Origin of the sequence: Streptomyces liangshanensis, assembly GCF_011694815.1 — a bacterium.
GTDB lineage: Bacteria > Actinomycetota > Actinomycetes > Streptomycetales > Streptomycetaceae > Streptomyces > Streptomyces liangshanensis.
On sequence record NZ_CP050177.1, the window covers coordinates 2769693 to 2793287 of the forward strand.

A 23595-nucleotide genomic window follows, 5' to 3' on the forward strand; every position below is an offset into this window, starting at 1 on the left:
GGGCGCGGGGCCGGCATGAAAAAACGGGCCGGTCCGTGGGGGGGATACGGACCGGCCCGAGGGGGGGAGTTCCACCATAACCCTTCGTAAGGGTTGATGCGCCCCTCGGTACGGGCCGATCGGCCGCGGTTGGCGGGCGGGCAGCGGTTCGAGCCCTTGCGGGGCCCGGGATTCCGGGGTTTTCCGCCGGTCGGCCCCCGGGGAATGGCGAGAAGTCGCCACGGCCCGTCGTCACTCTCAGGAGCGAAGGGGTGACGGCGTGAGCTTGACGCCCGGCGGTCAGAGCCGGGCCGCGCGCATGAGACCGAGACGCGGCGGGGTGCGGTGGAGGAGTGTGATGCCGTCGCGGCGGGCCACGACCTCGTACCCGTACTTCCGCTGTGCGGCGACCAATTGGGCGTCCTGCTCCGGCGCCGGGTAGGGCCACGCGCCGCTCGGGTAGGGCCAGGCCTCCGGGGGCTCCCTGTCGTACACGATCCATTCGGCGGTGGGCCGGGGCAGCTCGCGGTCGTACTCGTACAGCCTGCCCCCGACCGGGAACGTCGGGAAGACCACCACTTCGCAGCGGGCGGTCAGCTGGGGCGCGAGGCGGTTGGAGGCGGCGACGGTGACGCCGTCGGGGATCCGGGCGAGCAGGGCGCGGGCGGCCTCGATGTGGGGGGTGGTGCGCCAGGTGGCCCGTTGCGCCAGTTGGGCGAGCGGGAACGACGGCAGCATGACCACGGTCACGGCGAGCACGGTGACGAGCGAGGCGCGGACATGGCGTGCGCCGAGCGGGTGACGGCTGTGGCGCCACCGGGCGAGGGAGTCGATGAGCCCGGCGAACACGACGGGCATCAGGATCGCGCTGTAGTGGAACGCGGTGCCCCAGTGGAAGCCGTTCTGCGACAGCATCCGCCAGGCGAGCGTGGGGACGGCGATCAGGGAGAGCGGCGAGCGCAGGGCGAGCAGGGCCGAGGGGGCGAAGACCAGCACGAGCGTCATGGCCTTGACGTCGGGGCGCAGGGCGTCGAGCGGGGCGAAGGCGAGGGTGGCGAGGAGGGAGCTGTGGGCTCCTTCGCCGAGGTTCCCGCCGTGCGCGTACCCGCCGGCGGGGTTGAAGGCGGGGAGCAGCACCTTGATCTCGACGAGGCTGCCGAGGACGCCGGCGGCGAGGGTGAGGAGGCCGAGGCGGCGGGGGTGCGTGCCGCCTTCCGGCGTGTCCCGCCCGCCGCGCCAGGCGATGTACGCGCCGACGGCGGCCAGGGTCAGGCCGAGGTCCTCCTTGACGAGCAGCAGGGGCGCGGCCCAGGCGACGGCCCGGCCCCAGCGCCGGCGGCCGAGCGCTTCGAGGGCGAAGGCCAGCAGCGGTACGGCGAGGGCGACCTCGTGGAAGTCGAAGGCGGCGGCCGACGCGATCCCCCAACTGGCCCCGTACCCGAAGGCGACGACGTGCGCCGAGCGCGGGCCGAGCACCCGGGCGGCCCAGCGGGCGAGCGGGACGACGGCGAGGGCGAGCAGCGCGGACTGGGCGAGGAGCAGGCAGAGGGGGGACGGCCAGAGGCGGTAGAGGGGGGCGAGGACGGCGAGCAGGGGGTGGAAGTGGTCGCCGAGGAGGTTGAAGCCGTCGCCGCGCAGGGGGACGACGGGGGCGCGGAGGTGCGCGTAGGCGCGTACCGCCTGCTCGAAGATGCCGAGGTCGTAGCCGGTGGTACGGAGCAGGAGATGGCGGCGTACGGCGACGGTCGCGTACAGCAGGCAGAGGGCGGCGGCCCAGCCCCACGGGAGGAGGGCGCCGGGGAGGCGGGGGGCGGCGAGCGGGGTGAGTTCACCGGTGGGGGCGGGGACGGGGGCCGGGCGCGCTCGCGTCGCGGGGCCGCCGTGTCCGGCCGGCTTCCCCGCCTCGCCCTGTTCGTCCCGTACATCTGATTGACCCGAAGATGTCCCCATGTATGCGGATGCTAGGCATGGTGGGGGGTGACTAGGCGGGCTTGACGGCCTCGATCAGGAAGCGTGTCGTCGTCGCGACGAAGGGGCCGTCGGACGCGATACGGCGGTGCAGCTCCAGGAGCTGGTCCCGGTACCGCTCGACCGTGAAGCCGGGGACCATCCAGATCACCTTGCGCAGGAAGTAGACGACGGCGCCGATGTCGCGGAACTCGGTGCGCAGGGCGGCGGTCCGCAGGTCGACCACGTCGAGGCCGGCGGCCTCGGCCTCCTTCATCGCGCGGTCGGGGTCGCGGCCGGAGCGGATCTCGGGCGGCATCGGGCCGAGGAAGTACTCGACGAGCTCGAAGACGCTGGCCGGTCCGACCTCCTGGGAGAGGTAGGTGCCGCCGGGGCGCAGCACCCGGGCGATCTCGTCCCACCAGGCCCGTACGGGGTGGCGGCTGACGACCAGGTCGAAGGCGGCGTCGCCGAACGGCAGCGGGGGTTCGTCCTGGTCGGCGACGAGCGCGACGCCGAGGGGGTGGAGCAGGGCGGTGGCGCGGGCGATGTTGGGGGGCCAGGACTCGGTGGCGACGGTGAGCGCGGGGCCGGGCCGGGCGCCTTCCCCGGCAACTCCCCCGGCGGCTTCCCGGGCGCCTGCCAGTGCTTCGGCCAGGACTTCGCCGCCGCCGGTCTGGAGGTCGAGGGCGGCGGTGGCGCGGGACAGCCGGTCGGCGAGCAGGCGGGCGTAACGCCACTCGGGGCGCTCCTCGGTGGCCCGGCCGTCGAGCCAGGAGAAGTCCCAGCCGTCCACGGACGCGGCCTCGGCCTCCGCGATCAGTTCTTCGAAGGTGCGGGCACCGGTGTCGGACATGGGCCGATCGTGGCATCGGGCGCGCGAGTTGGCGACTGTTTTCACACGCCTCACGGCTTCCGGAGGCGTTCCGGAGGCGTTCCGCGTCTGTCGGCGGTCCGCTACCCGGTCGCGAGGCCGGCGGCGAGCAGGCCGAGGAAGGCTCCGGCGATCATGAACGGGCCGAAGGGGAGGGTGAGGCCGCGGGTTGTCCGGTGGCGCAGCATCAGGGCGGAGCCGTACACCGAGCCCAGCAGGAAGCCGGCGAACGCGCCGGCGAACAACACGCCCCAGCCGTACCAGCCGAGGGCCACCCCGAGGACGAGGGCGAGCTTGACGTCGCCGAAGCCGAGGCCCTTCGGGTTGACCAGGAAGAGGACGAAGTAGCAGGCCCCGAGGGCGAGTCCGCCGAGGAGCGAGGTCGGCCAGGAGCCTCCGCCGGGGCCCCCGTCGCCGGGGAGCAGCGCGACGAAGCCGAGCAGGGCGGCGGTGGCGGCGGCCAGCGGGAGGGTCAGTACGTCGGGGAGGCGGCGGACGGCGAGGTCCACGCGGGCGAGGAGGACGGCGAAGGGCACGAGCAGGAGCCACACGGCGAGTTCGGGCCGGGGACCGGTGGCGGCGGCGAGGGCGGCGCACGCGAGAGCGGTGACGGCGGGGAGGAGGCGGGAGGGGGCGTAGGGGGCCCCGTCGGGCTCGCCGCCGTTGTGCGCGCCGCTGTCGCAGGGGGCGCAGCGGGGGGTGCCGAGCCAGCCTGCCGCCGGGCCGGTGATCGGGTGGCCGGCCGGGCAGCGGGCGCGCCAGGCCTCCTCGGGCGCGACCGCGAGCCGGTACGCGGCGCGCGGCACGAGCAGCCCGGCGGCGGCGCCCCAGAGGGCGGCTGCGGCGATCAGCGTGGCGTACACGTCTCCGACCATAGAGCGCCGCTCCGGTCTACGGTCGGGGCATGGGGAACTGGCGCGATGGCAGGGGCACGTTGACGATTCCGGCCGGGGTGGGTGACGGGGGCGTGGATCCGGAGGCGGGCCGGGAGGTGGCGCTGGAGATCGCCGCGTCGTACGGGGCTCGGCGACGGGGTCTGCTGGGGCGGGACGGGATCGACGGCGCGTTGCTGATCACTCCGTGCGGGAGCGTGCACACGTTCCGGATGCGCTTCGCGATCGATGTGGCGTACCTGGACCGGGAGTTGCGGGTCCTCGACGTCCACACGCTGAGGCCGGGCCGCCTGCCCCTGCCCCGCCTGCGGGCCCGCCATGTGCTGGAGGCGGAGGCGGGCGCGATGGCCGGGTGGGGGGTACGGGTGGGAACGCGGGTGGCGGTGCGGGCGGCCGGGTGACGGAACCCCGCCGGTGGGGGCGGGGTTCCGTGTGCGGTCAGTCGGTGCGGCGGTCAGTCGTTGCGCGGGAAGGAGACCTCCACGCGGCGGTTCTTCTTGCGGCCTTCCTCGGTGGCGTTGTCCGCGATGGGGTAGTCCTCGCCGTAGCCACGGATCTCGTACGTGATGCCGGCGGACGCCAACTCCTCGTCCAGGACACCGTGCACGGCCTCGGCGCGCTGCTTGGAGAGCACGTCGCCGTGCGCCGACGAACCGAGGTTGTCCGTGAAGCCGAACACGCGGACCTTGGTGGAGCCCTGCTGCTTGATCTCGTCGGCGATGGCGGCGATGCGGGAGGTGGCCGCGGGGGACAGCTTGGCGCTGTCCTTGCCGAAGAGGACTTCGGCCTGGAGGGCGAACTTGACGTTCTCGTTGGTGTCCTCGCGGCGTTCCTCGCCGCCCTCGGTCTCGACGATGGAGATGATGTCGAGGACCTTGGCGGGCGCGAGGGTGGCGCCGTCGCGCAGCTTGAGGCCGGGGGCGGCGGAGTCGACGCGTGGCGGCGGGGAGGTCGACCCGGTCCCGGGCGGCACACTCGGCCCGTCGTCGGCGCGGGCGGCGGGGGCGAGGGTGAAGTGCAGGCCGGCGAGGAGGAGGGCGGCGGCGAGGGTGGTGGTCAGGGGGTGGGGGGTGGGGCGTGCGGGGGGTGTCGGGGCACGCATCAGGAGATCGCAATCGTCGCGGTGGGCATCAGGGGTACCTGGAGGTCGACCTCGGACGTGCCCTCCGGAGGCGCGGGGAACTGAGCGTAGAACGAAACGCTCTCACCGGCCTTCACACCAGTGATGCCGGTGGTCGTCAAAGGGAAGCCGTCCGTGTCCCGCAGCACGTAGTAGCGCTTCTTCTGCCCCTTGTCCACCAGAGTTGTCCCGCCGAGCGACGGCCCGGTGCGCTTGACCTGGGTCTCCTGACCGCTCCACTGGGTCGGCGCGTAGATCTGCTTGCTGGTGGTGTTCTTGATGCTTCCGGTGACCGTGAGGAATCCCCCCTCGTCACGGGCCGCGGTGTTGACCACGAACTGGAATCCGTTGCTGCCGTTGATCGTCGCCAGGGTCGTGGTGGTGTCCGGGACGGTGGGACCGTCCGTTCCCTCCTCCTTCGGCGTCTCCTCCTTGGGAGCCGTCGAAGGGGCCCCGCTCGCGGGTTCCTTGCCGTCTTCGCCACTACTGCCGCAAGCGGTCAAGGAGAAGCCCAAGGCCACCACGGCCAGGGCGGTACCGACCGACCTGCGCGCCTTCACTCCACGCCACATGCTCATGAGTGCTTTTCCTCTTCATTCACTCGCGGTCAGTCCTGGGCCAGTCGGACGGAGAATAGGTCGGCCATGTCCATGCCCACAGGCAGGGCAAGGTCTTGCGGGTCAATGTGCCACTCCATGTCGCCGCACGCGAGGTCTCCTGGCGAGGGCGGCTCGGCGGGATCACCGGGCTCGTCCCCGTCGCCGGGCTCTTCGGCGTCACCGGGCTCTTCCGCGTCACCGGGGGGCGGCTCCTCCGCCTCCTCGGATGGCGTGAAGGAGCAGCGCGGCTCGACGACGGCGGTGGCGTGTGCCGTGGCGTGCTTGCTCTCGGTCCCGGGCAGGATGCTGTCGCCCATGGACTGCTGTGTGATGACCTGGACCGTGAATCCCCAGCGGTCGGTCAGCCTGTCGCAGGTCTGGACGTTCGCGCCGTTCTGCCCCGCGAAGTCACCCGCGGCCGCGCAGCCGTCGGCGTAGTCGGTGGGCAGTTCTCCACCGAAAAGGTCCTCGAGATATCCGGGCGTGAGCAAGTCCTCGAGAAAGAGGAACTGGAACTCGTCCCGTGACTCCTGCGCCGCCGCCAACGCCGCCGCGTCCGCGGCCGATTGGGCGCCGTTGCGCGTCGCGCCCGCCTGGCCGACCGCGAACAGCGCGAGCGCGAGAAAGAGCAGGCCCGCCACCGTCACGACATAGAGCGGTGCCGCCTGCCCAGACTCACGCGACGCGCGCACCGTCAACCGCCGAGGATTTCGCCGACCTTGGTGGTGAGGCCATTCGCGATATTGTCCGCCACGCCCGACCCCACCAACGCCGCGATGATCAACGCCACCAGCACGATCACGCCGACATACTCGACCGCGCCCTGGCCTTTGTCGGGGTGGCGTTTCATTGTGGTGATCGCCGTGTTCGTCCAGGTGGCGACGTAGTGTTTGGTCGCGGTGGCGGCTTTTCGCGGGATGTTCGGCATGGCGGTCCCCTCCGGTGTCGGCCGGCCGGGTGCCGGTCGGCTCGTGCGTTTCCTGTGGGCCGCGCGCGCTACCGGCTTCCTCCTGGCCGGTCGCACGCGTGACATGAGAAACGTACGCCGGGGCAGCCCCTCTCGCCATGGGTCCTCGGGCCCAACGCCGGGCCCAGCAAGGGGTGGCGGGATCAGTCATGGCGGTGCGCACCTCCCGGGGCGGCGCCGTACCACCGGGCGATCGCCTCACCGCGGTTGCGCGCGTTCAGCTTGGCGAAGATCCGGTTGATGTGATTCTTCACCGTCTTCTGACTGATGAAGCACGCCGCGGCGATTTGCTGATTGGTCATTCCCGACGCGATCAAGTCCATGATCTCCCCCTCCCGCCGGCTCAACTCCGTTGACAGGACAGCGGGTGACAACGCCTGCCCCCCGGAAGAATGTCCCACATTCGATTGCGCGTGCAAAGGGCGTTGCGTGAATTGACGTACATTCGCCAGCAGCGCCCCCGCCGCCGAGTGGCTGAAATGCGCGCGTCCCGCCCTGATGTCCCCCACCGCCCGCACCAGTTGGTCCGCCGAGAACTCGCCGTGGACGAGATACCCGCCCGCGCCGCGCCGGAGCGCCTCGTACACGGTCTCGTTCTCGTGGCTGTAGGTCAGCATCAGGACGGGGGCCAGCGGGACCAGGCGGGGCAGCGCGGTCAGACCGTCCACGCCCGGCATCCGCACGTCCAGCAGGATGACGTCAGGGCGGTGGCGTACGGCCTGCTCGTAGGCCTCCCGGCCGTCGGCGGCCTCCGCGACCACCTCTATGTCGTCGCGCCCCGACAACAGGGCCGCCAGACCCGCCCGTACCACCGGGTTGTCGTCCGCGACCACGATCCGCAAGGGAGGCGGCATCTCACGGGCTCCTCTCCGGCAGCGCGGTGTCCGCCGGGCCCAGTGCGGCGGAGGGGAGTTCGAGGCGTACCTCCGTGCCGTTCGCCGCCGCTCCCCTGCCGATGCGGATACGGGCCCCGATCGACGCGGCCCGCTCCACCATGCCGACCATGCCGAAGTGGCCCGTCCTGGCGAGGGAGTCGAGGGAGATGTCCGGGGGGAGGCCGGGGCCGTCGTCGTACACGCTGATCCGCAGGACGTCCCCCGTCAGCCCCGCCGAGACCGAGATCGCGCCCGGGTTCGCGTGCCGGTGGGCGTTGTCCATCGCCTCGGACGCGATCGTCAGCGCGTGCCGGGCGGCCGTCGGCGGGAGCAGCGGCGCGGCGGTGTCGCCCAGCCGGTGGAAGGTCGCCCGGACGCCGTGCCGGTTCGCGAAACGGTCGGTACGGGAGCGGAGTTCGGCCAGGATGTCCACGCCGTCCGCCGGGTGGGGCGAGGTGCCGCCGGGAACCGTCCTGAGGTCCGCCAGCAGCTCCCGTGACTCCGCCGCCGCGCGCCGGGCCGCGCGGGCCACCAGGCGGGCCTGGTGGTTGACCGTGGCCGGGTCCGCGCGGTCCACCGTGCTCGCCAGGCCCTCCGCCGCCATCGCCAGGCCGTGCAGGGTCTTGGCCACCGAGTCGTGCATCTCCCGGGCCAGGCGGGCGCGTTCCTCCTCGACCGCCTCGTGCGCCGCGAGCCGCGCGCGGGCCTCGGTGAGGGCCTGGCTCGCCATGCCGAAGCCCAGCACCAGGTTGCGCAGCGTGCTGCCCACCGCGCCCGCGATGACGCAGAGCCCGGGAAGGAAGAGGGCGTTGAAGCCCGCGTCCACCTCGCTGTTGACGGCGTACGCGGCGGCGATGACCAGCGATTGGAGGACGGCGAAGAGGGCCGCGCCGCGCCAGCCGTACACCAGCCCGGCCAGCAGCGGGGTGCAGATCGTGACGTACGCGAGCGTCGAGTCGGGCGAGGCCGTCGCGAGCAGGAGCGCGCCGAAGCAGGTGTCGGCGGCGAGCAGCGCCGGGTGGCGCAGGAGGACGGGGCCGAAGCGTTCCCAGTCGCGGAGCAGGACGTACGACACCATGAAGGTGACCAGCACCGCCGAACCGACCAGCCAGGTCGCCGGTGTGGTCGTCGCGCGGTCGAGGGCGAAGGGCGCGGCGAGCGCGGTCATCGCGAGGCGGAAGCCGAAGGTCTGGCGGCAGAGCGCCTGGAGGGCGTTGACCTGGATGGGGAGCGGCGGGACGTGCGGTGCCGCGGTCGCCGTCATGAGGGCGCCTCCCTTCGGGTCCGGTGGTCGCTCGTGCTGCCTGTCAACGCCTCGTCAGCCCGAGAGGACACTTCCGAAGTCGACCCCGGAGCCGTAGTAGAAGCTCAGGACGATCAGGATCATGGTGGCCGGGAGCATCACCATCGTGACGACGAGCGTGGTCTTCGGCACCGCCTGCGCGGCGGTGCGCCGGGCGTTCTGGGCGTCGGTACGGCGCATGTCGTTGGCGATCTGGATGAGCGTGTCGACGATGGGGGCGCCCAGCTCCTCGCCCTGCTGGAGGGCGGTGACGAACATCGACACCTGCTCGGAGGCGTTGCGCCTGCGGAGCTGGTCGAAGGCCTCGCGGCGGCTGACGCCCATGTCCATCTGCCGCAGGGTGATGCGCAGTTCGTCGGACCAGGGGCCGGTGTACTTGTCGGCGACGCGTTCCAGGGCCTGCCGGAATCCGAGTCCCGCCGAGACGACGACCGCGAGGACGTCGAGGAAGTCGGGCAGGGTCCGCTCGATGTCGGCCTTCCGCCGGCGCACGTGCGCCCGGATGATGACGTCGGGCCAGACCAGGCCGAAGGTGAGCGCGACCACCGCGATGACGGGCTGGCCGCGCGCGATCATCCCGAGCGCGGCGAAGGCGCCGAGGATGCCGTAGACGGCCCGGCGGGCGGCGAAGCGGTCGACGGTGATGCCGCCCGGGTTGCCCGCCATGTCGAGGCGGCGGCGCAGGGCGTCGACCCGCTTGGGGCCCATCATGCCGAGCACGGCGGGGGCCCAGCGCATGCCGAGGCGGTCGATGCCGGAGCCCACGGCCGTCGTACGGGTGGCGCCGACCTCCAGGGCCACCGCCAGGTCGCCGGGGAGGCGGGCGTCCGCGCGGTAGAGGCGGATGCCGTGGAAGACGCCGTACACCGCCACGCCCATCGCGACGGCGAGCAGGAGACCCAGTCCCATTCCCGATCCCATCAGTTGTCCCTTCCGTCCCTTCGGTCCGGTCTTCCCGCCCTCACGTCGGACCTGTCAGACCTGGATCCGGGACATGCGGCGGATCAGGAGATACCCGGCGGCGTACATCGCGAACGCGACGATCGTGCCGATCTGGCCGATCACCGAGCCCGTCATCTTGTCCAGGGCGCCCGGGGCCATGGCGTTGATCATCAGGAGGAAGCCGAGGCCGAGCAGGGGCACCGCGAGGGCCGTGACCTTGACCTGGGCCAGCATGGTCGTGACCTCCCTGCGGGTCTCCTTGCGTTCCTCCAGCGTCTCGGTGAGGTTGCGCAGGGAGCTGACGATCTGGCCGCCCGCCCGGCTGGAGAGCACCACCGTGGTGACCAGGACGACCAGTTCGCGGGACGGCAGCCGGTCGGCCAGTTCGCCCAGCGCGTCGTCGAGGGAGTGGCCGATGTTGAGCTGGTCGGCGACCCTGCGCAGTTCCTCGCCGGCCGGGTTGTCGAGCTCCTCGGCGGCCATCGCCAGCGCCGTGCGCATCGCCAGGCCCGCGTGGGTGGCGTTGGCCAGGACGCGGGTCAGCTCGGGTAGTTGGCCGATGAACGCCTCCGTACGCCTCACCCGCTGCCAGTTGAGGAAGGCGTTGCCGCCCCACAGGCCGACCAGCGCGGCCAGGAACCCGAAGAACGGGGCGAAGACGGCGCCGACGACGAAGTAGAGGGCGAGGAGGCCGGCCGCCACGTAGACCACGTACTCGCCGGGGGTGAGGTCGAGGCCCGTCGCGGCGATCTTCCGTTCGACGCGCTTGCCCGTGGTGGTCCCGCGCAGCCGCCGGTCGATGCCGGTGAACCGGCGGCGGCGGCCGGTGTCGGCCGCGATCTGGCCCGTGTGGGTCATGCGCTCGATGAGCGCCTGGCGTTGTGCCCTGCCCGACGCGTAGACGTGCACGCCGGCGACGGCGAGCACACCCGTGGACAGGGTGAGGCCGACCGTCAGGAGCGGGAGGTTGACCATGGCGTACGGACCTTCTCGGTGGGCGGGACAAGGGGCGGGGTGCGGGGTGCGAGGGCCGGGTGCGGGGTGCGGGTCGCGGGCGCGTCAGGCCGGTGAGCTGCGGATCGCCAACTGCGCTTCCGTATGGGCGACTCCGAACGCCTGCGGCACCGGTTCGCTCTTGAGGTAGAGGCGCTCGGCGACCCGGCGCGGCAGCGGGTAGTACACGAACTTCCCGTAGATCCGCCCGTCGGGTGCCATGGGCTGGGCGAGGAACTTGCAGACGGAGACGATCCGGTACTCCTCCCTGCCCTGCGAGTCGACGATGGCGATCTCGGTGACCCGGCGGGAGCCGTCGGCGTGCCGGGTCAGCTGGACGATGACGTCGACGGCGCTGTTGATCTGATCCTTGATCGCCACGAAGGGGATCCCGGTCTCCGACATGGAGGCCAGGGTCTGGAGGCGCATCAGCGCGTCCTCGGCGTTGTTGGCGTGGACGGTGGCGAGCGAGCCGTCGTGACCGGTGGACATGGCCTGGAGCATGTCGAGCGTCTCGCCGCCTCGTACCTCACCGACGATGATCCGGTCGGGGCGCATGCGCAGGGAGTTGCGGACGAGGTCGCGGATGGTGACCTGGCCCTTGCCCTCCACGTTGGCGGGGCGGCTCTCCAGGGTGATGACGTGGGACTGCTGGAGCTGGAGCTCGGCGGAGTCCTCGATGGTGACGATGCGCTCGCCCTCGGGGATCAGCCCGGAGAGGGAGTTGAGCAGGGTCGTCTTGCCGGTGCCGGTGGCCCCGGAGACGATGACGTTGAACTTCGCGCGGACGAGTCCGCCCAGGAGCAGCATCATCTGCTGGTCCAGCGAGCCGAGTCCGATCATCTCCTGGAGGGTGAAGGCCCGGGGGAAGCGGCGGATGGTGAGGATCGGGCCGGTCAGGGACAGCGGCGGGATGATGACGTTGACACGCTCGCCCGAGGGGAGACGGGCGTCGACCATCGGATTGGCCTCGTCCACGCGGCGGTTGACGGTCGACACGATGCGCTCGATGGTCTGCATGAGCTGATCGTTCGACGCGAACCGCAGGGGCAGCATCTCCAGCCGGCCGCCGCGCTCGACGAAGACCTGGTCGGCGCCGTTGACCATGATCTCGCTGATGGAGGCGTCCTCCAGCAGCGGTTCGAGGATGCCGAGGCCCAGGGCCTCGTCCACGACGCGGCGGATGAGCTGGGAGCGCTCGACGGTGGAGAGGACCGGGCCCTCGCGGCTGATGATGTGGCCGAGGACGCGTTCCAGCCGGGCCCGGCGTTCGGCGGCGGCCAGCGCGGACATCTCCGCGAGGTCGATCTCTTCGAGGAGTTTGGCCCGGTAGGCCCCGACGAGGAGGCTCTCCTCGCCGTGCCCGTTCGACGGCTCGGGGCTGTTGATGCGTGCCCGCAGGCTCATGTCCTCACCTCCCACGTTTCGTTCGTGTGTTGCCGGTGTGCCGGATGCGCGCGCCGTGCGCGTCGCCGGTGTGGCGCCGATGCCCGTGCCCCGGGGTCAGTCCTTGGGCATGGTGGCTCTCCTGACCGCGGGGCCGAACTGGAAGAGCGGCAGTACGGACGGGACTTGGACGGTGGCGGTGGCCGTCACCGCTTCCCCGGTGTCGCCCACGTCGACCTCGGCGTCGAGCCAGCCGCTGACGGCCGCGTTCCCCGCGGTGACGGGGTCGACGTCGGCCTCCCGGTAGGACGCGGTACGGGCCGCGGCCCGCGCCGCCGTCCCCGCCTGCTGTACGGCGTAGGCCGCCAGGCCCAGTTGTACGGCGGACAGCCCGACGATGAGCAGCAGCGTGACCACGCCGACGAACTCCAGGGCCGCCTGGCCCCTCTCCCGGTCCCGGCGCGCGCTCATGGCGTGGTCTCCCTCAGGGCGGACCCGTGGGCCGTGATGTTGACCGGGATGTTGAAGCCGGGGAAGAGCACGGGGGTGTTGAGGCCGATGTCCACGGTGACCAGGTCACCGTCGCCTCCGCCGCAGTCGACCGTGCCGAGGCTCCAGGAGCCGGGCAGGTCCTCCGCCGCGGCGGCGCCGCACGGCTCGCCCACCGCCGCGGCCCGCGCGGCCTTGTCGGCCGCGTTGCCCGCGAGCGAGAAGGTGTAGCCGATCAGGGCCGCCTGCCAGAGCAGGACGATCGTGCCGAGGATGATCGGGACCATGCCTGTGAACTCGAAGGCGGCCTGTCCCCGGTCCTCGCGCAGCCGCGCGCGGACCCTCTCCGGGTACGACGCGTCACCGGACCATGCGTGTCCGAAGCGCGCCTCTCCGTACCGTGTGCGTGTCCCCGTGGGTGTCCCAGGACGGTTCATGGCTCGATCTGCCCTCTCGCCCGCCTCGCTCCGATCGCGCTCGGGCCGGGGTTCCTGACCCGGTCCCGGTCCGCCCTGTTCCTCCCCGGCCTGCCGCCCGGCCGGCCGTGCTTCCGCTCGCCGCCCTCCTGGGCCTTCACCAGGCCCAGTTCGCCGGCCAGGCCCCAGATCGCCTGCTTCACGGTGGACTTGGGGTCCAGGTCCTGCAACCGGCCCGCGTCCACGACCGCCTGGAGTTCCTTGAAGTGCGCGGGGATCGCCGACCGTGCGACCCTGGTGCCGGTGATCCGCTCGATCAACTGGGGTTGGATCTCGGTGTTCTTCGTGTGGCGGTTGACGACCGTCACGGTCTCCTCGGCCTTGCGGATCTGGAGCCGGTCCCACAGCCGCACCATGCGCTTGGTCGCCCGCACCGCCACCACGTCCGGTGTGGTCAGCAGCAGGGTGGTGTCGGCCATCTCGATCGCCGCCGCGTTCGCGGCGTTCATCTGCGTGCCGCAGTCGATGACCACGACGTCGTAGCGGTTGCGCAGGGCGCTGACGATCTGCCGTACGGACCGCTCGCTGACCTCCTCGCCCCGCTCCCCCTCCCCCGGCGCCAGCAGCAGGCCGATGCCCGTGTGGTGGATGAAGACGGCGTCCTGGAGGACCCGGGGCGATATGTCCTGGATGGTGGCGAGGTCCACGATCGACCGCCGGAACTGCACGTCGAGGTACGAGGCGACGTCCCCGGCCTGGAGGTCCAGGTCGGCCAGCGCGGTGGTCATGCCCGACGCCCGCGCCGCCAGGGCGAGTTGTACGGCGGTCAGGGTCGTCCCGACACCACCCTTCGCGCCGCTGACCGTGACCACGATCCCGCCGGGGCCGCTGAACACCTCGGCGCCCTGGCCGAGGTGGCGCCGTACGCCCACCGACCATCCGGCGGCGGCCTGGACGCGCTGCGCCAACTCCTCGTACGAGAGGGGCAGTCCGACCAGGCCCCGGGCGCCGGAGTCCATGGCGGCCGAGAACAGCATGGGGCTGGCGTCGGAGGTGACCAGGACGACGCCGACGGCCGGGAAGCGCAGCGCCACCTCCCGGATGAGTTCGAGCGCGGGCACCGGCCCGATCCGCTCGTGGACCAGGACCACTTCCGGCAGTTCGTCGATCGACTCGGCGGCCAGCCTGGCCAGCGTGTCGATCAGCGAGGTCGAGTCCCCGACCGGCGCGGCCGGCTCCGCGTCGGGGAGCTGGCTGAGGAGGGTGGTGATGGCGCGGGCGGCGTCGGCGTCACCGACGACCGGAAGGATTCGGGTGGTCATGCGTCCCTCACTTGTCCCCTTCGAGCGTGTAGGTGCTCTCCCCGGGGCGCAGCGTGGTCGGGTTGCCGTCGGGGAGGAGGGCGAGTCGTACGTGGTCCGCGAAGGACTCGGCGTACGCGACCCGTTGGGCGTCCTTGGTCTTCAGCGCGAAGGTGATGGGGACGGCCTGCTGGAGTCCGCTCCGGTTCCGGTCGTTCTCCTTGGGTTCGAGGGCGGTGAGTTTGCCGACGTCGAGGACCCTGGCGTTGGGGACGATGATCCGGGACTGCGCCTTGGCGCCGTCGTTGTCGCCGGGGAAGGTCGCGAAGATGTTGACCAGGTCGCCGGGCCTGATCTTGCCCGCGACGCCGGTCTCCGCGTCGATCATGATGGCGATCTCCTGCTCGTCGGCGGCCAGTTCGGGCCGTTTGACGATCATGTCGTCCTGGAGCAGGGACCCCTTCTTCAACGTGGTGACCGCGATTTTCCCGTTCAGTACGGAAAGGTCGGTCACCGCGTTCTCGGACAGCCAGCGTTCCGGCATCTCGATCTTCTCGAACTGCGCGCTCCGCAGCGGTGTGTACGGGGCGACATCCGCCTTCAGCCGGTACGCGTCGACTTCCGGTCCGACCTTCGAATTCACGTCCCGTATCACCGAGAGCACCCCCGCGAAGGCCGCGACGGCGCAGAGGATCGAGAGGAGAAGGAGTATGACGCCGCGGCGTTGCCGTGCATTCATGGGAGGGGCAACCTCGTTCGAAGACGTGGGTCAGGGAAGCGTGACATGTCGGGGCACCTGTCGGGGCGGATACGGGGAGGTCGCCGGGGTGTCCGGCCGGCGGTCTACGCCCCTTGCCGCGTGGGGCTTCCCCTGGTCAGCGTGCCGGTGACGCGGCCGCGGCTCTCGGGCGGGCCGAGGGGCGCGGAGCAGAATCCGCAGCGGTCTCCTATGAGTTCTATTCCGCACCAGCCGCACGTCTCGCGGCGGACCGACGCGACCAGTTGGTAGAGCACGGAGATGTCCGGCAGGAACGCGGCGAACTCGATCATCTTCGGCGTGCCCCACCAGCGCGGGGATTCCGCCGGGAGCGCGCACTCCTGGACGCCCTGGACGCGCCAGGAGGGTGCGAGGGTCTCCGTCACCCAGTCGGATTGCAGGGTTCCCTGGCCGATGACGAGATGGGTGGCGAAATCGGGTCCGGTGAGTTCTCCGGACCCGATCTTGATCAATTGGGGATCGGGATTCGCGAGCACGCCGAACTGCGCGCCGGGAACCCAGGACTTGGCGTGCGCCTTCAGGCTCACCGGGACCCGGTCGAGCCGGGAGACCGAGTTCAGCAGGGCGCCCGCGTGAATGTAGTGCGACAGGAGCCGGGCGGCCGAGGCGATGATCCCGGGGTGGAAGTCGCAGAGGGACAACTGCCGCAGCTGGCGCACCAGTACGGCGACGCCGAGCGGGGGCAGGTCCACCTTGAGCAGCGCGATCCGGTCGCTCTCCAGGAGGGCGCGGACGGTGTGCAGCCGCTGTTCGTGCGCGGCGGGAATGGTCGCGGGATAGACGGCGACGACGTAGCCGTACTGCTCCACCAGCACCTGCGTGTCGGCCAGCGCGTCGCCCAACGGCTGGGCCTCGGGCGGCTGGAGCAGGGTCGCGGTGGGTGTCTGCTGGTCGGTCGGCGGCAGCACCAGGTCGGGGCTGGTGACAGCGATCGCGGTCGGCACGTTGGTTTCCCCGTTCAGCCCGGGACGCCGGAGCCCCGGCGACCGCAGATCTGTCCTGCTCCGTTCTCCTGCCCCAGCACTTTATCCACGCCTTACGGTGCAGAGAACATCTTTCGGATACCCGTGATGTGGCCGTCACATGACGGACAGCTACAAATTCGGGCGAAGCAGCGCGCCGGGGACGCCGGGGGCCGCGCGGGAGCGCTCCCGTATACGACCTTGTGCCAGAGGTCTTGACAACTTGATTGGTCTGGACCAGTTTCTAGGTCCAACGGTGGCCACCGTTCCCCCTCTCTTTACGTACCTCCATCCCCGAACCCCAGCGGAGGCAGCAAGTGGAACGTGCACCAGGCTCCAGAGGACGCGTCAGAACGTTGATCGGCGGGGCGGTGGCCGTCGCGGCCGCCGGAGCGCTGAGTGTGACCGGGCTCGCCGGGACCGCACAGGCCGCCGACATCAACGTGGCCAAGAACGCGGGGTTCGAGTCCGGGCTCGGGAGTTGGACGTGTACCGCCGGCAGCGGCTCCACGGTCGGCTCCCCCGTGCACGGCGGCGCCGCGGCCCTCAAGGGCACGCCCGCCGGCCAGGACAACGCCAAGTGCTCGCAGGTCGTCGCCGTACAGCCCAACTCGACCTACACGCTGAGCGCCTGGGTGCAGGGCGGGCTCACCTACCTCGGGGCCGAGGGGACCGGGACGACCGACGTGTCGACCTGGACGCCCGACGGCTCCTCGTGGAAGCAGCTCACCACCAGCTTCAGGACCGGCGCGTCGACCCGCTCCGTGACCGTGTACACCCACGGCTGGTACGGCACGGCCGCCTACTTCGCCGACGACATCTCCGTCTTCGGCCCCGACGGCGGCGGTGGCAGCGACCCCGGCCCGTCGATCCCCGGTTCGCCCTCGGGCCTCTCGGCCGGCTCGGTGACCTCGTCGTCCGTGACGCTCAACTGGGCGGGGGTGTCCGGCGCGACCGGGTACAACATCTACCGCAACGGTACGAGGATCCAGTCCTCGACCTCCCCCTCCGCGACCGTGACCGGCCTCTCGGCCAGCACGTCGTACTCGTTCCAGGTGACCGCGACCAACTCGGCCGGCGAGGGCCCCCGGTCCGCGACGGTCAACGCCACCACCTCGGCGACCGGCGGCGGCAACGGGGGCGGCAACAACCCCGCCGTGCCGAAGCACGCGGTGACCGGCTACTGGCAGAACTTCAACAACGGCGCGACCGTCCAGAAGCTCCGTGACGTGCCGTCGCAGTACGACATCATCGCCGTGTCGTTCGCCGACGCGACCGCCACACCCGGCCAGATCGCCTTCAACCTGGACCCGGCCGTCGGCTACTCCTCCGTCGCCGAGTTCAAGTCGGACATTGCCGCGAAGAAGGCCGCCGGCAAGTCGGTCATCCTCTCGATCGGTGGCGAGACGGGCACCATCAGCATCAACAACGCCGCCTCCGCGACGGCGTTCGCCAACAGCGCGTACGCGCTGATGCAGGAGTACGGCTTCAACGGCGTCGACATCGACCTGGAGAACGGCCTCAACTCCACGTACATGAGCAGCGCCCTGCACCAGCTGTCCGCGAAGGCCGGTTCGAGCATGGTCCTCACGATGGCCCCGCAGACCATCGACATGCAGAACACGAGCGGCGAGTACTTCAAGACCGCGCTGGCCGTGCGGGACATCCTCACCGTCGTCAACATGCAGTACTACAACAGCGGTTCGATGCTCGGCTGCGACGGCAAGGTCTACTCGCAGGGTTCGGTGGACTTCCTCACCGCGCTCGCCTGCATCCAGCTGGAGGGCGGCCTCGCCCCCTCGCAGGTCGGCATCGGCGTCCCCGCCTCCACCCGGGGCGCGGGCAGCGGTTACGTCTCCCCGACGATCGTGAACAACGCGCTGGACTGCCTCACCGTGGGCACCAACTGCGGTTCGTTCAAGCCGTCGAAGACCTACCCGGGCCTGCGTGGCGCCATGACCTGGTCCACCAACTGGGACGCGACGGCCGGCAACGCCTGGTCGAACGCGGTCGGCCCGAAGGTCCACTCGCTCCCGTAGCGGACCGCACGACCGAAGACCGCATTACCGAAGACCGCACCACCGCACGACCGCACGATCGAAGACCCCCCACAGGGCCGGCAGCGCCGTCGAACCCCACCCGACGGCGCTGTCGCGCGTCCGGCCCCGGACCACCCCGGAGGCCGCCGCCGCTGTCAGGGCGGGCTCACCAGATCAGGTCCTTCACCTGCTTCGCGCACAGCACCACGAACAGCAGCCCCGCGGCCGTGAGCATCACGTTGCTCAGCAGGCCGTTGCGCCACTGGGCGGGCGTACGGCCCGAGTTGAGCAGCCAGATCAGGGTCAGCGCCAGGAACGGCATGAAGAACGCGCCCAGGACGCCGTACACCACGACCAGCCCGAACGGCTCGTCCAGGAAGAGCAGGCCGATCGGCGGGAAGGTCAGCCACAGCAGGTACGCGCGGAACATGAAGGAGCGCTCCCGCTGCCCCGAGGCGACCATCTCCACCATGTCCTCGGTGTCGACCCCGAAGCGCTCCCGGATGAAGCGGTCCACGAAGTCGGCGAACATCAGGCTCACCCCGTGCCACACGCCGATCAGGGCGCCGAAGGACGTGGCGAAGAAGCCGACCAGGAAGAGCTTCGCGGTGACCACGCCGAAGCGGTCCTCCAGGATGGTGCCGAGGTCGATCAGGCCCCGGTCCCCCGAGGTCAGCGCGATCTGCGAGGAGTGCAGCAGCTCGGCGCCGATGATGAGCATGGCGACGACGAAGAACCCCGTGGTGATGTACGCGACGCGGTTGTCCAGCCGCATCACCTTCATCCAGCGGGAGTCGGTCCACCCCTTGGCGTTGACCCAGTAGCCGTACGCGGCCATCGTGATGGTGCCGCCGACCCCGCCGATCAGCCCCAGCGTGTAGAGCAGCGAGCCGTCCGGCAGCACCGGTACGAGCCCCGCGACCGCGTCGCCGAGGCGGGGCGCGACCCGAATCGCTACGTACATGACAATCAGGAACTTCATGCCGATCAGCACCGTCATGACCTTCTCGAAGACGGCGTACCGGTTGAACCAGACGAAGACCAGCCCCACCAGGCCCGTGATCACCGCCCAGGTCTTGAGGCCGGGGCCCTCGGGGAAGAGCGCGACGAGCGGCAGCGCGCTGGAGGACATGGCGGTCGCGCCGTACACGAAGCCCCAGACGACGACGTAGACGGCGAAGTAGACCGTCGTCCAGTGGCCGAGGCTGCGCCAGCCCTCGAAAAGGGTGGTGCCGGTGGCGAGATGCCAGCGCCCGGCGGCCTCGGCGAGCGAGATCTTGACGACGCAGCCGATGATCGCGGCCCACAGCAGGGTGTAGCCGAACGTGCTGCCCGCGATGAGCGTCGCGACGAGGTCACCCGCGCCGACCCCGGTCGCCGCGACGACGATCCCGGGGCCGATGTACCGCCAACTGGACCTGCGGGGGCCGGGGTTGGCGGCGGTCCCCGCCGGGGGAGCCGCCGCCGGGCCTGCCCGGTCAGGGGCGACGCCGCCCGTACCGCCGTACTCGCCCGTGCCGCTGTCCGTGGTGCCTGCCATGCGTATCGCGCCTCCACTCGTCCCCGTACGTGACCCAGGTCACGAAAGCGGGGCGGGCGGTGATCGCGCAAGAGGGCGTGCGGCGCCACGGACAGCGGTGCGAGGGGTACGAAGAGGAAGGGACCGGGCCCTACGACAGGCCCTAGATGACCAGGCTCAGCAGCGCCGCCACCACGAATCCCGCCACCGACAGGACCGTCTCCAGGACCGTCCACGACTTCAGGGTGTCGCGCTCCGAGATGCCGAAGTACTTCGCGACCATCCAGAACCCGCCGTCGTTGACGTGCGAGGCGAAGATCGAGCCCGCCGAGATCGCCATGATGATCAGGGCGAGGTGCGCCTGCGAGAAGCCCTGGCCCTCGACCAGCGGGACGACGATGCCCGCGGTGGTGACGATCGCGACGGTCGCCGATCCCTGCGCGACGCGCAGCACGACCGAGATCAGCCAGGCCAGCAGGATGACCGGCAGCCCCACGTCGTGGAAGGTGTCGGCGAGCGCGTCCGCGATGCCGCTGCCCTTGAGGACCGCGCCGAAGACCCCGCCGGCGCCGACGACGAGCAGGATGTTGCCGACCGGCTTGAGGGACGCGGTGGAGACCCGCTCCAGCGACTGGCGCGACCAGCCGCGCCGCAGCCCCAGCAGGTAGTACGCGAGCAGCAGTGCGATCGTCAGCGCCACGAACGGGTGGCCGAAGAACTCGATCACCGAGCGGCCGGTCGACGGGTCCAGCGCGATGGACGAGAACGTCGCCAGCAGGATCAGGACCAGCGGGGTGCCGATGATCGCGAGGACCGTGCCCAGGCCGACCGGCGCCTCCTGCGGGGCGACCCCGGCGGCGCGCTGCTCCTCGGCGACGGCGGCCTTGGCCTCCTCGGCCGCCTCCAGCATGTCCTGCGGGACCTCGACGTACAGGCGCTTGCCGATCCAGGCGGCGTACACCCAGGCGGCGAGGACGGCGGGGATCCCGACGAGCGCGCCCATCAGGATCATCCAGCCCAGGTCCACGTGGAAGAGGCCGGCGGCGGCGACGGGGCCGGGGTGCGGGGGCAGGAACGCGTGGGTCATGGAGAGGCCGGCGAGCAGCGGCATCGCGTACAGGACGATCGACTTGCCGGAGCGCTTGGTGGCCGCGTAGACGATCGGCGCGAGGACGAAGATGCCGACGTCGAAGAAGACGGGGATGCCGAAGATGACTCCGGTGACGCCCATGGCGAGCGGGGCGCGCTTCTCGCCGAAGAGGTTCAGCAGCCGGGCGCTCAACACCTCGGCGCCGCCGGACACTTCGAGGATCGCGCCGAGCATCGTACCGAGGCCGATGATGATCGCGACGTGGCCGAGGATGCCGCCCATGCCCGACTCGATCATCGAGACGGAGGTGGACCGCTGGACCGTCCCGAAGAGTTCGGTGACGGAGAGCCCGGCGGCGAGGCCGACGGCTATGGAGACGCCGAGCAGGGCGACGAAGGGCTGGATCCTGACCTTGATGATCAGGAAGAGGAGGAGTGCGATACCGAGGGCGGCGACGGTGAGCAGCCCGCCGGTACCGCCGAGTATGAGCAGGAACCCGCCGGTGTGGGGCGGGGTTTGAGGGGGTGCGTCGGCAGCGAGCAGCATGGGGGGACCTCGTGTCGTGGGCGTTCCGGGCAGGGGGGATCGCGGTACGGCGCCCCCTCGGACGGGCCGGAGGGGAGCGCCGTACCGGGCGGCGGCTGGAGGTAAGGCGGAAGGGCTCACCGGGGGTAAGGCGGAAGGGCTCAACCGAGGACGGCCAGCGCGTCGATCTCGATCAACAGCCCCTTGGGCAGGCCGACATAGACGGTCGTACGGGCGGCGGCGGCCTCCTTGAGGCCCTGCTCCTCGAAGTACGTGTTGTAGATCGCGTTCATCTCCGCGAAGTGGTCCACGTCCGTGAGGTAGACGCGGACCATCATGACGTCGTCCCAGCTCGCGCCGCCCTCCTCCAGGATCGCCTTGACGTTGGCGAAGGTCTGGAGCGTCTGCTCGCGCAGGGTGGGTCCGGCCGGGACCGGGGGCTGCCCGTCGACGGCGGGCAGGAAGCCGACCTGGCCGGCGACCTGGAGGAGGTTGCCCTTGCGGACGCCGTGCGAGAACTTCGCCGGCGGCGCGGTGTGCGTGGCGGGGGTCAGCGCGGTCTTCGGGAGCTGGGGCGTGTTCTCGCTCATGTGCGTGCTTCCTTGGAGTGGGTGGTGCCGGAGTACTCCCGGCTGATCGCGTCGGCGGTGCGGCGGAGCAGCGGGAGGAGGGTGAGGAGTTCCTCGGCGGTGACGACGACGTTCGGCGCGGAGACCGACATGGCGGCGACAACTCTGCCGTCCGTACCCCGGATCGGGGCGCCGATGCAGTTGATGGACTCCTCGTGGCCGCCGAGGTCGGTGGCCCAGCCCTGTTCGCGTACGGTCGCCAACTCCCTCAGGAAGGCGGCCGCGTTGGGGATCGAACGGGGTGTGTACATGGGGAAGTCGAGCCGCTCGGCGAGGGCGCGGCGCTCGGCCTCGGGGAGGTCGGCGAGGAGCAGCTTGGCGACGGCGGCGACGGTGATGGCGACCGGTTTGCCGATCCTGGAGTACATCCGGACCGGGTAGCGGCTCTCCACCTTGTCGATGTAGAGGACCTCGTTCTCCTCGTGGACCGCCAGGTGGACGGTGTGGCCGCACTGTTCGTTGAGGCCGACGAGGTGGGGGTGGGCGATCTCCCGTACGTCCAGGTTCTCCACGGCCTCCTGGGCGAGCGCGAAGAGGCGGGCGCCGAGGCGGTAGCGGTTGTCCTGCTGGCGGTAGACGAGCCCGTGTTCGTGGAGGGTACGGAGCAGCCGCAGCGCGGTGGACTTGTGGACGTCGAGGCGCTCGGCGACCTGTCCGAGGTCGGCGGGACCCTGCGCGAGCAGGGGGAGGATGCTCAGCGCGCGGTCGACGGTCTGGCTCATCGGGTACGTACCTCCTGCTCGATGGCCGCCGTCCAGCCGGGGCCGAGACGAAGTCTCCCCCAGGCGCGCGCGTCGAGGCCCGCGAGGCGGTCGGCGTCGGCCCTGGTGGGCGGGGTGCCGAGGTCGCCGGGGACGGTGAGGGTGGCGGCGGCCATGAGGTGGCCGTGGCGCAGGCGGGCGGCGGCGGGGAGGCCGCGCAGGGTCGCGGAGAGGAAGCCGGCGGCGAAGGCGTCACCGGCGCCGACGGGGGCGACGACGTCGACGTGGAGGGCGGGCATGTCGGTGACGGTGTCGGGGGCGGGGGCGTCCTGCGTGCTCTGAGCGGGGGCGCTTCCGGTGTCGTCACCGCTGTCACGCGCGCCGTCCGACCCCTCCCGCGTCAGCACCGTCGCCCCCGCGCTCCCGCGCTTCACCACCAGCGTGCGCGGCTCGGGGAGCGCCGCGCGGATCGCGTCCGCGCCCCGCAGCCCCCACGCCTGCGCCGCCTCGTCGTCGCCGACGAAGACCAGGTCGGCGCCGCGTGCCAGCTCCAGCAGGACGTCCGCGCCCGAGCCGTCGCGCCACAGGCCGGGGCGGTGGTTGACGTCGAAGGAGACGAGGGGGCGGCCGGGCCTCCGGCGGGTCAGCTCGCGCATGAGGGCCAGGCAGTCGGCGGAGAGCGCGGCGGTGATGCCGGACAGGTGCAGGACGCGTCCCGCCCACAGGTCGCGGTACGGCACGGTCGCCGGGGACATCGCGGAGGCGGCGGACCCGGCCCGGTAGTAGGCGACTTCGTGCGCGTCGGTGGCGCGGTCCGTGGCCGTACGGAAGTAGACGCCGGTGGGCCGGTCCGGGTCGCGCCGGACCCCCGAGGTGTCGACGCCGTACGCGCCGACGGCGGCCACCAGGTGGTCGCCGAAGCCGTCCGCGCCGACCCGGCTGACCCACTTCACCGCGTGCCCGGCGGCCGCTAGCGCGCACGCGACGTTCGACTCGGCGCCGCCGATGGCGCGGTCGAAGGACGGGACGTCGGCGAGGCGGCCGGGGCGGGAGGGCAGGAACGTGACCATGGACTCGCCGAGACAGACGACGTCCACGCGCGGGGGCACGGGTCCGGTCACTCCGGTCACTCTGGGGCTCCTCGCCGCTCGGCCGATGCGTGGAGGGGCCACCATTGACCCGACATCGGCTCGGATGTTAGACAGCGACAAGCGATATGCGCAATGGGTGTTGCAAATGTTGCAACGATGGTGATCAAACCGACCTCA

24 protein-coding genes are annotated in these 23595 nt (G+C 71.3%); 2 read left to right on the forward strand and 22 right to left on the reverse strand.

Going from position 1 to position 23595, the window contains the following annotated elements:
* Window positions 1-279: 279 nt before the first annotated feature.
* The 3 genes from HA039_RS11735 to HA039_RS11745 all read right to left on the reverse strand — a co-directional run bounded on the left by HA039_RS11735 (window position 280) and on the right by HA039_RS11745 (window position 3663).
* A complete protein-coding gene (locus HA039_RS11735) occupies window positions 280-1929 on the reverse strand; it encodes a DUF2079 domain-containing protein (protein ID WP_167027788.1) in 1650 nt (549 codons plus the stop codon).
* Between the two features lie 31 nt (window positions 1930-1960).
* Window positions 1961-2782 (reverse strand): methyltransferase domain-containing protein, encoded by an 822-nt coding sequence (locus HA039_RS11740; protein WP_167027791.1) that lies wholly within the window; start codon window positions 2780-2782, stop codon window positions 1961-1963.
* Window positions 2783-2883: 101 nt separating this feature from the next.
* Window positions 2884-3663 carry a prepilin peptidase gene (locus tag HA039_RS11745; RefSeq protein WP_208298595.1) on the reverse strand — a complete coding sequence of 260 codons (780 nt, stop codon included), beginning with the start codon at window positions 3661-3663 and terminating at the stop codon, window positions 2884-2886.
* A gap of 41 nt (window positions 3664-3704) precedes the next feature.
* On the opposite strand from HA039_RS11745, the gene HA039_RS11750 reads away from it, so the two are divergent.
* Entirely contained in the window at window positions 3705-4094 is a 390-nt protein-coding gene (locus tag HA039_RS11750; protein ID WP_167027797.1) for a DUF192 domain-containing protein, read from the forward strand.
* Between the two features lie 53 nt (window positions 4095-4147).
* Here HA039_RS11750 and HA039_RS11755 read toward each other — a convergent pair whose 3' ends face one another.
* From HA039_RS11755 to HA039_RS11815, 14 genes are all read right to left on the reverse strand, one after another.
* Window positions 4148-4795: an OmpA family protein gene (locus HA039_RS11755; RefSeq protein WP_167027800.1), complete on the reverse strand. Its 648-nt coding sequence runs from the start codon at window positions 4793-4795 to the stop codon at window positions 4148-4150.
* Entirely contained in the window at window positions 4795-5391 is a 597-nt protein-coding gene (locus tag HA039_RS11760; protein WP_167027803.1) for a hypothetical protein, read from the reverse strand. The genes HA039_RS11755 and HA039_RS11760 overlap by 1 nt, the downstream gene beginning before the upstream one ends.
* Before the next feature lie 29 nt (window positions 5392-5420).
* Window positions 5421-6104, reverse strand: coding sequence for a pilus assembly protein TadG-related protein (locus tag HA039_RS33925; protein ID WP_243870067.1), 684 nt, complete (start codon window positions 6102-6104; stop codon window positions 5421-5423).
* A 2-nt stretch (window positions 6105-6106) separates the two neighbouring features.
* Window positions 6107-6340, reverse strand: a complete 234-nt coding sequence (locus HA039_RS33930; RefSeq protein ID WP_243869360.1) for a hypothetical protein — start codon at window positions 6338-6340, stop codon at window positions 6107-6109.
* Between the two features lie 182 nt (window positions 6341-6522).
* A complete protein-coding gene (locus tag HA039_RS11770) occupies window positions 6523-7233 on the reverse strand; it encodes a response regulator (protein ID WP_167027809.1) in 711 nt (236 codons plus the stop codon).
* A 1-nt stretch (window position 7234) separates the two neighbouring features.
* Entirely contained in the window at window positions 7235-8518 is a 1284-nt protein-coding gene (locus tag HA039_RS11775) for a sensor histidine kinase (RefSeq protein WP_167027812.1), read from the reverse strand.
* Window positions 8519-8572: 54 nt separating this feature from the next.
* Window positions 8573-9460, reverse strand: coding sequence for a DUF5936 domain-containing protein (locus HA039_RS11780; protein WP_167036625.1), 888 nt, complete (start codon window positions 9458-9460; stop codon window positions 8573-8575).
* Window positions 9461-9532: 72 nt separating this feature from the next.
* A complete protein-coding gene (locus HA039_RS11785; RefSeq protein WP_167027814.1) occupies window positions 9533-10474 on the reverse strand; it encodes a type II secretion system F family protein in 942 nt (313 codons plus the stop codon).
* Between the two features lie 84 nt (window positions 10475-10558).
* Window positions 10559-11899, reverse strand: coding sequence for a TadA family conjugal transfer-associated ATPase (locus tag HA039_RS11790; RefSeq protein WP_167027817.1), 1341 nt, complete (start codon window positions 11897-11899; stop codon window positions 10559-10561).
* A gap of 96 nt (window positions 11900-11995) precedes the next feature.
* Complete coding sequence (locus tag HA039_RS11795) at window positions 11996-12349, reverse strand: TadE/TadG family type IV pilus assembly protein (RefSeq protein WP_167027820.1); 354 nt, start codon at window positions 12347-12349, stop codon at window positions 11996-11998.
* Window positions 12346-12654 carry a pilus assembly protein gene (locus HA039_RS11800; RefSeq protein WP_167027823.1) on the reverse strand — a complete coding sequence of 103 codons (309 nt, stop codon included), beginning with the start codon at window positions 12652-12654 and terminating at the stop codon, window positions 12346-12348. Before HA039_RS11800 ends, HA039_RS11795 begins: the two co-directional genes overlap by 4 nt.
* Window positions 12655-12800: 146 nt before the next feature.
* Complete coding sequence (locus HA039_RS11805; RefSeq protein WP_167027826.1) at window positions 12801-14105, reverse strand: CpaE/TadZ family protein; 1305 nt, start codon at window positions 14103-14105, stop codon at window positions 12801-12803.
* 7 nt (window positions 14106-14112) lie between these two features.
* Window positions 14113-14823: a Flp pilus assembly protein CpaB gene (gene cpaB / locus HA039_RS11810; protein ID WP_167027829.1), complete on the reverse strand. Its 711-nt coding sequence runs from the start codon at window positions 14821-14823 to the stop codon at window positions 14113-14115.
* A gap of 104 nt (window positions 14824-14927) precedes the next feature.
* Window positions 14928-15806 carry a hypothetical protein gene (locus HA039_RS11815; RefSeq protein WP_167027832.1) on the reverse strand — a complete coding sequence of 293 codons (879 nt, stop codon included), beginning with the start codon at window positions 15804-15806 and terminating at the stop codon, window positions 14928-14930.
* 335 nt (window positions 15807-16141) lie between these two features.
* Between HA039_RS11815 and HA039_RS11820 the strand changes: the two genes are divergently transcribed.
* Window positions 16142-17863, forward strand: coding sequence for a chitinase (locus tag HA039_RS11820; RefSeq protein ID WP_167027835.1), 1722 nt, complete (start codon window positions 16142-16144; stop codon window positions 17861-17863).
* Between the two features lie 166 nt (window positions 17864-18029).
* Here the strand turns inward: HA039_RS11820 and HA039_RS11825 are convergent, their stop codons facing one another.
* From HA039_RS11825 to HA039_RS11845, 5 genes are all read right to left on the reverse strand, one after another.
* Entirely contained in the window at window positions 18030-19403 is a 1374-nt protein-coding gene (locus tag HA039_RS11825; protein ID WP_167027838.1) for an Nramp family divalent metal transporter, read from the reverse strand.
* A 142-nt stretch (window positions 19404-19545) separates the two neighbouring features.
* Window positions 19546-21018: a GntP family permease gene (locus HA039_RS11830; RefSeq protein ID WP_167027840.1), complete on the reverse strand. Its 1473-nt coding sequence runs from the start codon at window positions 21016-21018 to the stop codon at window positions 19546-19548.
* A gap of 140 nt (window positions 21019-21158) precedes the next feature.
* The gene (locus tag HA039_RS11835) at window positions 21159-21587 is read right to left on the reverse strand and encodes a RidA family protein (protein ID WP_167027843.1); all 429 of its coding nucleotides are present in this window, start codon (window positions 21585-21587) and stop codon (window positions 21159-21161) included.
* Window positions 21584-22348 carry an IclR family transcriptional regulator gene (locus HA039_RS11840; RefSeq protein ID WP_167027846.1) on the reverse strand — a complete coding sequence of 255 codons (765 nt, stop codon included), beginning with the start codon at window positions 22346-22348 and terminating at the stop codon, window positions 21584-21586. The genes HA039_RS11835 and HA039_RS11840 overlap by 4 nt, the downstream gene beginning before the upstream one ends.
* Window positions 22345-23502 (reverse strand): sugar kinase, encoded by a 1158-nt coding sequence (locus HA039_RS11845; RefSeq protein ID WP_167027849.1) that lies wholly within the window; start codon window positions 23500-23502, stop codon window positions 22345-22347. The genes HA039_RS11840 and HA039_RS11845 overlap by 4 nt, the downstream gene beginning before the upstream one ends.
* Between the last annotated feature and the right edge of the window lie 93 nt (window positions 23503-23595).

Excerpts from the sequence above, each read along its gene's own strand:
- HA039_RS11830 (WP_167027840.1), bottom strand. The coding sequence starts at position 21,018 with ATGCTGCTCGCTGCCGACGCACCCCCTCAAACCCCGCCCCACACCGGC.
- HA039_RS11845 (WP_167027849.1), bottom strand. The coding sequence starts at position 23,502 with ATGGTGGCCCCTCCACGCATCGGCCGAGCGGCGAGGAGCCCCAGAGTG.
- HA039_RS11775 (WP_167027812.1), bottom strand. The coding sequence starts at position 8,518 with ATGACGGCGACCGCGGCACCGCACGTCCCGCCGCTCCCCATCCAGGTC.
- HA039_RS11835 (WP_167027843.1), bottom strand. The coding sequence starts at position 21,587 with ATGAGCGAGAACACGCCCCAGCTCCCGAAGACCGCGCTGACCCCCGCC.
- HA039_RS11755 (WP_167027800.1), bottom strand. The coding sequence starts at position 4,795 with ATGCGTGCCCCGACACCCCCCGCACGCCCCACCCCCCACCCCCTGACC.
- HA039_RS11770 (WP_167027809.1), bottom strand. The coding sequence starts at position 7,233 with ATGCCGCCTCCCTTGCGGATCGTGGTCGCGGACGACAACCCGGTGGTA.
- HA039_RS11840 (WP_167027846.1), bottom strand. The coding sequence starts at position 22,348 with ATGAGCCAGACCGTCGACCGCGCGCTGAGCATCCTCCCCCTGCTCGCG.
- HA039_RS11750 (WP_167027797.1), top strand. The coding sequence starts at position 3,705 with ATGGGGAACTGGCGCGATGGCAGGGGCACGTTGACGATTCCGGCCGGG.
- HA039_RS11805 (WP_167027826.1), bottom strand. The coding sequence starts at position 14,105 with ATGACCACCCGAATCCTTCCGGTCGTCGGTGACGCCGACGCCGCCCGC.
- HA039_RS11800 (WP_167027823.1), bottom strand. The coding sequence starts at position 12,654 with ATGGTCCCGATCATCCTCGGCACGATCGTCCTGCTCTGGCAGGCGGCC.
- HA039_RS11735 (WP_167027788.1), bottom strand. The coding sequence starts at position 1,929 with ATGGGGACATCTTCGGGTCAATCAGATGTACGGGACGAACAGGGCGAG.
- HA039_RS11760 (WP_167027803.1), bottom strand. The coding sequence starts at position 5,391 with ATGAGCATGTGGCGTGGAGTGAAGGCGCGCAGGTCGGTCGGTACCGCC.
- cpaB (WP_167027829.1), bottom strand. The coding sequence starts at position 14,823 with ATGAATGCACGGCAACGCCGCGGCGTCATACTCCTTCTCCTCTCGATC.
- HA039_RS33930 (WP_243869360.1), bottom strand. The coding sequence starts at position 6,340 with ATGCCGAACATCCCGCGAAAAGCCGCCACCGCGACCAAACACTACGTC.
- HA039_RS11795 (WP_167027820.1), bottom strand. The coding sequence starts at position 12,349 with ATGAGCGCGCGCCGGGACCGGGAGAGGGGCCAGGCGGCCCTGGAGTTC.
- HA039_RS11740 (WP_167027791.1), bottom strand. The coding sequence starts at position 2,782 with ATGTCCGACACCGGTGCCCGCACCTTCGAAGAACTGATCGCGGAGGCC.
- HA039_RS11790 (WP_167027817.1), bottom strand. The coding sequence starts at position 11,899 with ATGAGCCTGCGGGCACGCATCAACAGCCCCGAGCCGTCGAACGGGCAC.
- HA039_RS11785 (WP_167027814.1), bottom strand. The coding sequence starts at position 10,474 with ATGGTCAACCTCCCGCTCCTGACGGTCGGCCTCACCCTGTCCACGGGT.
- HA039_RS11825 (WP_167027838.1), bottom strand. The coding sequence starts at position 19,403 with ATGGCAGGCACCACGGACAGCGGCACGGGCGAGTACGGCGGTACGGGC.